The organism is Corallococcus sp. CA053C (assembly GCF_003611675.1).
Classification (GTDB): Bacteria; Myxococcota; Myxococcia; order Myxococcales; family Myxococcaceae; genus Corallococcus.
In genome coordinates, this window is sequence record NZ_RAWA01000516.1 from 1 (window position 1) to 5,977 (window position 5,977).

The 5,977-nt window shown below is 70.1% G+C and carries 8 protein-coding genes; all 8 read right to left on the reverse strand.

The genetic code is table 11. The features are described from left to right. On the reverse strand, positions 1–1,780 hold a 1,780-nt coding region (locus tag D7V97_RS38790; RefSeq protein WP_233583510.1), incomplete at its 3' end, for a hypothetical protein. Between the two features lie 107 nt (positions 1,781–1,887). Then, positions 1,888–2,703, reverse strand: coding sequence for a type III secretion protein (locus tag D7V97_RS38795; protein ID WP_120615623.1), 816 nt, complete (start codon positions 2,701–2,703; stop codon positions 1,888–1,890). A 107-nt stretch (positions 2,704–2,810) separates the two neighbouring features. After that, positions 2,811–3,353, reverse strand: a complete 543-nt coding sequence (locus tag D7V97_RS38800) for an ATP-dependent helicase HrpB (RefSeq protein WP_233583511.1) — start codon at positions 3,351–3,353, stop codon at positions 2,811–2,813. Further along, positions 3,244–4,083, reverse strand: a complete 840-nt coding sequence (locus D7V97_RS38805) for a sigma-70 family RNA polymerase sigma factor (RefSeq protein WP_120615624.1) — start codon at positions 4,081–4,083, stop codon at positions 3,244–3,246. Before D7V97_RS38805 ends, D7V97_RS38800 begins: the two co-directional genes overlap by 110 nt. A 9-nt stretch (positions 4,084–4,092) precedes the next feature. Next, positions 4,093–4,488 carry a hypothetical protein gene (locus D7V97_RS38810; protein ID WP_120615625.1) on the reverse strand — a complete coding sequence of 132 codons (396 nt, stop codon included), beginning with the start codon at positions 4,486–4,488 and terminating at the stop codon, positions 4,093–4,095. 25 nt (positions 4,489–4,513) lie between these two features. Beyond that, positions 4,514–4,948, reverse strand: a complete 435-nt coding sequence (locus D7V97_RS38815; protein WP_120615626.1) for a lipopolysaccharide assembly protein LapB — start codon at positions 4,946–4,948, stop codon at positions 4,514–4,516. Between the two features lie 95 nt (positions 4,949–5,043). Next, the gene (locus tag D7V97_RS38820; protein WP_120615627.1) at positions 5,044–5,595 is read right to left on the reverse strand and encodes a hypothetical protein; all 552 of its coding nucleotides are present in this window, start codon (positions 5,593–5,595) and stop codon (positions 5,044–5,046) included. 137 nt (positions 5,596–5,732) lie between these two features. Then, positions 5,733–5,969 carry a hypothetical protein gene (locus D7V97_RS38825; protein WP_233583512.1) on the reverse strand — a complete coding sequence of 79 codons (237 nt, stop codon included), beginning with the start codon at positions 5,967–5,969 and terminating at the stop codon, positions 5,733–5,735. Between the last annotated feature and the right edge of the window lie 8 nt (positions 5,970–5,977).

Here is a 5,977-nt window from a genome sequence, read left to right on the forward strand (position 1 = left end):
GGTCCGGACGCCGGGGGGCCCGGGGCTCCTCGGCGGCGGGCGGTCGCGAGGGGCGCTCGGCGCGGACGGAGCGGGCCTGCGGCTCGTCCTGATCCACGGGACGTGACTCCCCCCGCATGCCCAGTCGCGAGGGAGGGGGCCCGATGCGGGCCCCGTCCGGATCCACCCGTCCGGGGCGCGTAGGCCGGGTGCCTTCAGGTTCGCGGCGGCTGGGGACGCCCCCGGTCGAGGAACGGGGCGCGGGACCTACCGCAGAGCCCCGGTCCACCGGCATCCGGCGCATCTGCGAACCGTTCGCGTCCCCTTCCGGCGCGGCCATGGACGCGCGCGGCGCGGGGCCTCGCTCCCGCTCCACGGGCATCCGTCGCATCTGCGAACCGTTCGCGTCGCCCTCGGGCGCGCGCGGCGCGGGTCCCCGCTCCCGCTCCACGGGCATCCGTCGCATCCTGGAGCCGTTCGCGTCCCCTTCGGGCGAGACCATGGACGCGCGCGGCGCGGGGCCCCGCTCGTCTCCCGGAGGCGGGCGCGAACGCCCGGGCGGCGGCGCGGACGGGCCACCGGGGCCTGCGTCGCGGCTGGACGCGGCGCCCGCGCGGCGGGCCGCACGCTCCGCCATGAAGTCGCGCTTAGCGCCGGCATCGCCTCCGGCCTCCTCGTCTTCCCCGCCTCGAAGCGCCCTGGGAGCACGCAGCGCGGGTTGCCGCGACGGATCCGGCGCGGTGATGCGCCCACCCTCCTTCCCGGCCGGAGCCGGACGTGCCGCGGGAGGCGGCGCGGCCTTGCGCGCACCGGGCGGAGGCGGCAGCACGGCGGAGGGGCGCGGCGGCGGCGCCGTCAACCGCACGGGGCGCTCGATGAGGCCTCGCAGGGCCAACCGCTCCAGGTCCATCACGATGTCGGTGCGTCCGCCATCCCCGCGCGCCGTGGGCCGCGAGCGCTCCTCGCGCACCCACTTCGCCAGCAGGTGACCGAACTCGCCGCGGTGCTTCTCCAGCATGCGCGCGGCGAACTCCGGGGACTGCGCCACGCACGCGCGCGCCAACCGCTGCACGCCCGCGCTGCGGATGGCACCGGCGAGCCGGCTGAACCCCTCGTGGAGGGTGATCTGCGCGCGCGCGTCCTCCTCGGGCAGCTTGCGCGGCGCATTGGCCGCCACGGACTTGCTCGCGAGCTGGAGCAGGTCCGGCGGCAGGGACTCCATCAGGCCCGTCAGTTCGCCTTCAGGCAGACCCGCGAGGGCCGGGCCGAGCACGCGCGCGCCCAACCGATCACTCACCGTGAGCAGCTCGCGCGTCTGGAGCATCAGCACGTCCGCGAACTTGAAGCCCGCGGACTGACCCGCGACCTCGCGCGCCAGCGCCTCCTCCAGCTTCCAGCGGATGATGTCCAGGACCTGCGGACGCACCTCGCGGGTGAGCTTCACGCGCGAGGGCGGCAGGTGGCCTCGCACCGCGTCCGCCATGTTGCCGGGCAGCGCGCGCAGGGTGACTTCCATCAGCGCGCCGCGCTCGCGCTGGAGCAGCGCCGCCAGCCGCTCCGGATCCGCGGTCCACAGCTGCCCGCGCCGGTCCTTCATCAGGCGCTTCAGCTCCTGCACCACGGCGGGCAGACGCTTCTCGCGCGGAATCTGGAGGATCTCCTGCGCGCGGTGCCGCAGGAGCGCGGCCTCCTCCTCGGGCAGGTGCTCCAGCGCGGCCAGGCTCTCCTGGCCACCGAAGGTGACCGCGGTGAGGAGCATCATGGTCTGGCGCTTGCTGAGCGAGGTGAAGAATGAATCCAACGGTCACCTCGCGGGCCCCCACAAGTGGCCCGCTGAAGATAGAAGGCGCGTCCCCGGCCTGGAGGACACGTCCCGCGGTCCGCCCCAGGAGGGCCGCGGGGACGACGTCACTCCGTGCGACCCCCGCGCGCACGGGCGGGGCGCGCCGCGGCGGCGGCACCACCACCCGAGCCGCGCATGAACGTCCACGCGGTGAGGCCCATCATCGCCAGGATGAGCGCGAACGCGCCGCCGAGGATGACCTTGAACGTCCCCGCGCTGGCGGCCGTCATGCGCACGCCGAGCACGTCCTGGAGGCGGTTGGTCTCACTCATCTCCGCCGTGGGCGCGAGCGCCTCCGTCATCAGCACGGTGACGGCCTCCGGCTTGAGCTCCGCGACGGAGCTGGCGACGAACTGCTTCACCGCGTCCGGGGAGATGGGGGGCTTGCCGCCCTCGAGCGCGCGGTACTTGATGAACACCGACGCCGACGGCATCGGCTTGTTCTCCGGCTGCGACAGGTCGTTGTTCTCCGGCACCATCACGATGGCGCGCGCTTCCAGCACGCCGTCGATCTGGTTGAGCGCGTTGGACACCTCGCCGGCCATCGCCTTGAGGAGCATGGCGCGCTCCTCCGTGGCGGTGGGCACCATGCTGCCCTTGGCGAAGTGGGACAGGCCCTTCTCCACCGGGCGCGGCAGCGAGTTGCGCTTCAGGAGCTCCGCGGCCTGCGCGGCGTCACCCTTGGGGACGACGATGGTGAAGCGCACTTCGTTGCCACCCTCCGCCTTCTCCTTCTTGACGTTGATGCCGTTCTTGCTGAGCAGCACGTAGATTTCATTGGCATCCGCCTCCGTCAGCTCGTGCTGCAGCTCGATGGAGCAGCCGGTGAGGAGCAGCAGGGCGAGGAGCGGGGCGGCGAAGGCGGGCGTTCGGCGAGTCATGGGCGGGAGGTAGCTTAACAGGGCCCTTGCAAAACGCGGAAGGGCGCCCCCTCCCAACCTGGGAGGGACCGCCCTTCGCATGCCGCCATGGCCCGGCGGGTGGGACTTCAGACCTGGGTCTTGACGACGTCCTTCAGACCGCTGGTGGCCTTTTCGACGACCTTCGACGTCAGGTCCAGCTCCTGCGAGTACTTGTACATGGACGCCTGGAGGCCCAGCATCTCCGCGTTGGACATGTTCTTCCCGGAGCTGGCCTCCTTGATGAGCTTGTCCATGCTGATCTGCCCCTTCTCCAGACCGGAGACGAGGTCGGACACCATGCCGCCCGACTTGCCCGTCTTGGAGGCCTCGGCCTTCGCGTCCACGGGCTCCGCGCCCTTGGTCGTGGCCGGCTGCTGCGCGGCGTTGCTGACCTTGTTCAGGCCGGCCTTCTCCGTCTTGTTGACGGTCTCCACCTGGCGGACGGTGTCCACCTTCTGGGCGGCCTGCGCCTTGTTGACGCCCTGGGTCGCGTCCGCCGCGTTGGCGCCCTGCGCCTTGTCAGCGAGAACTCCGTCGAACTTCGACGCGCCCGTCTTGTTCGTCTGTTGCTGGGCGCCCTGATCCTGCAGCTTTTGCTGCGCCACCTGTCCCGCGGAGATGCCGCTCATCGGAGCCGCCATGTGACACCCTCCTTGCATCCGTCGAGGGGGGAGGGAGTTCCTCCTCCTCGTTCAAGAGTTCCTTGAGCCGGTCAATGGCGCGCGCATGAAGCCGCGACGCCCAGCTCTTCGACTGCCCGATTTCCGCCCCTGCTTCCTCCAGCGTACGGCCCTGGAAGTAGTAGCCCTGCAGGAGCTTGCGCTCTTTCTCCGGAAGCTTCTCGATGGCCGAGCGCACCCGGTTCTTCAGTTGCTCCATCTCCAGGCGCTGATCCGCCGGGAGGGATTCGTCGACATACCCCGCCGCCTCCGCCCCTTCCGCCCCCGCTGCGAACACCGCGGCCAGTCCCGCCACGGCATCCGAGATGTCTCCGATATCATCGTCAAATGACGACCCGCGGTTGCTTGATCCCTGCTCGCGATCGGCAAGATTTCCGAGATAGGCCGTCGCGCGCTCGCCCTGGTAGGCGCTGCGGGCATCCGCGCCCCGGAGCACGCCCATCTTCCTCAGGCCGTCGAAGATGGCGCCCTTGATGCGGTAGTGGGCAAAGGTGAGGAAGTTGGCGCCAACCTTGGGGTCAAAGCGCTCCGCTGCCTCGAGGAGACCGATCTGCCCATAGGCCAGCAGTTCGTCCAGCTCCAGCTGGGCGTTGAACTGCTTGCGCACGGTGGCCGCGAGCGACCGCACGTACGGGCCGTACTTCTCCAGGATGACCTTCCTGTCTTCACCCAGAGGCAAGCGGCGCGCTCACTCGGCCTTGGACCACAGCCGCTCGAGAACCTGGTTCAACCGAGGATCGTCTTGCAAGGCACCGGCGATTCGGCCCGTCAGGGCGTCGGACTTCATGTGCAGCTTCTCCTGGAGCACCTCGGAGACGAGCGCCTTCGTCGCCTCTTCCTTGCTCTTGAAGCCCCCGTTCTTCAACCGACGGGCGATGGCGAGCGCTTGTGCCGCGATCGGATCCGCAGCCTGGGGGCCCTGGACGTTGCTGGAGCCTACCAGACCTGAAGGCCCGACGAGCGATTCCGTCTTGTCCACCTTGCCGCCGAAGGACGCGCCCGCAGCACCCGCCGCACCGGACGCACCCTTGACGCCGCCCGCGCGGCCCTTCCCACCCCCACGTCCGACTCCACCGACAGCCATCGACGTACCTCCTTCGCGCTAACTGCTACTTCCGAGGCGGAGGCAGGGCCCCCGCTTCCTTCGCCTGGATGAGGGCCTGGGCCAGCTTGGCGCCATCGCCTTCGGGCTCCAGGTCCATGGCGGCCTTCAGTTCCTTGAGGGCCTCCGGCACCTTGCCCATGAACAACAGGGCCTCCCCCGCGTGTGCCCGGGGCAGCGACGACAGGGGCGCCAGACGCTGGGCGACCCGGTAGGCCTGCAGGGCCTTGTCATGGTGGCCCTGCGCGAACTCCACGGCGCCGATGCCAATCTGCGGCACCTCGCTCTTGGGCATCAGCGCGGCGGCGCCGACGAACACTTCGCGGGCCTTGTCGAAGTGGCCCATGTCCAGCCACAGGTAGCCGGACTCCAGCAGGACCATGGCAGGCTGGCGCGCCAGGGGCACGAGGCTGTTGGCGATCTCCGAGGCGGTTTCCGACATGGACGTCGCGCTTCCTTTCCTGTGGCCGGAAGCACGGAAGGCGGCCGTCGAGGGCCGCCTTCCTTGCACCGGTCAGTTTCCGCTGAAGTCGAAGACTAGCGGATGTTGCCGATCGAGTTCTTGGTCGTATCGTGCCGCGACTTCATCACGTTGGAAACCGCCGTGAAGAGCTGCGACTCGTGCTGCATGGCCGACTGCATGGACAGCATCTTCTGGTTGTCGTCCATCATCGACTTCAGGCTGTAGTTGCCGTTGACCTGGTCGCCGACGCTGCCGCTGCCGCCCACGCTGGTACCGAGGGTGGAGGAGCCGCCCGAGCCGGGGATGCCCGTGCCCGTGCCGGGCATGGACGTGGTGGGGACCGCGCCGGAGCCGGTGTTCACGACGCCCGCGTACGGGCCGCCCGCCATGCCGGAGCCCGAGGCGCCGGAGAAGGTCTGCGCCGAGGAGACCGCCGCGGAGACGATGCCCGCGCCCGGCACGAAGCCGGCCACCGCGCCGACGCCCGCGCCCACGACGCCCGCGGCGTTGTTCAGGCCCGTCTGCACGCGCGCCCCGAAGCTCGTGTTCGGCGTCTGCCGAGCCGTGGTCATCTGGGTGTTCATGCGCAGGTTCGGACCCATCATACCGCTGTCGATCTTGCTCATTTCAGCCTCCGCGCTGCTGCCAGCGAATTAAGGGTGAGCCTGGGATCATCCCTCGGCTCTTTCAATGGATTATCGGGGGAACCCCTCGCGGGTTGCCTGCCGGGGACAAGAAATCGTCCCGGCCCCCGAAAGGGCCGTTATTTCCGGCCCTTGGGCTGCTTCGACTCCGCGACGAGCTTCTCCCGGACATCCACGAGCATGCCCAGCAGCTCCTCGGCCCGCGCGATCGCAGCCTGGGCCTTCTTGCCGGTTTCCGCGCGCGGCCCCTTGAGGCCGGCCAGGCCTTCCTTCACGGGCGCGAAGAGCGCCTGGACATCGTCGGGGGTGGCCTTCTCGATGAAGGTCTCGACGGCGGGATAGGAGGGCATGGGCAGCTCCGGGG

Excerpts from the sequence above, each read along its gene's own strand:
- D7V97_RS38815 (WP_120615626.1), bottom strand. The coding sequence starts at position 4,948 with ATGTCGGAAACCGCCTCGGAGATCGCCAACAGCCTCGTGCCCCTGGCG.
- D7V97_RS38810 (WP_120615625.1), bottom strand. The coding sequence starts at position 4,488 with ATGGCTGTCGGTGGAGTCGGACGTGGGGGTGGGAAGGGCCGCGCGGGC.
- D7V97_RS38795 (WP_120615623.1), bottom strand. The coding sequence starts at position 2,703 with ATGACTCGCCGAACGCCCGCCTTCGCCGCCCCGCTCCTCGCCCTGCTG.
- D7V97_RS38800 (WP_233583511.1), bottom strand. The coding sequence starts at position 3,353 with ATGAGCGGCATCTCCGCGGGACAGGTGGCGCAGCAAAAGCTGCAGGAT.
- D7V97_RS38820 (WP_120615627.1), bottom strand. The coding sequence starts at position 5,595 with ATGAGCAAGATCGACAGCGGTATGATGGGTCCGAACCTGCGCATGAAC.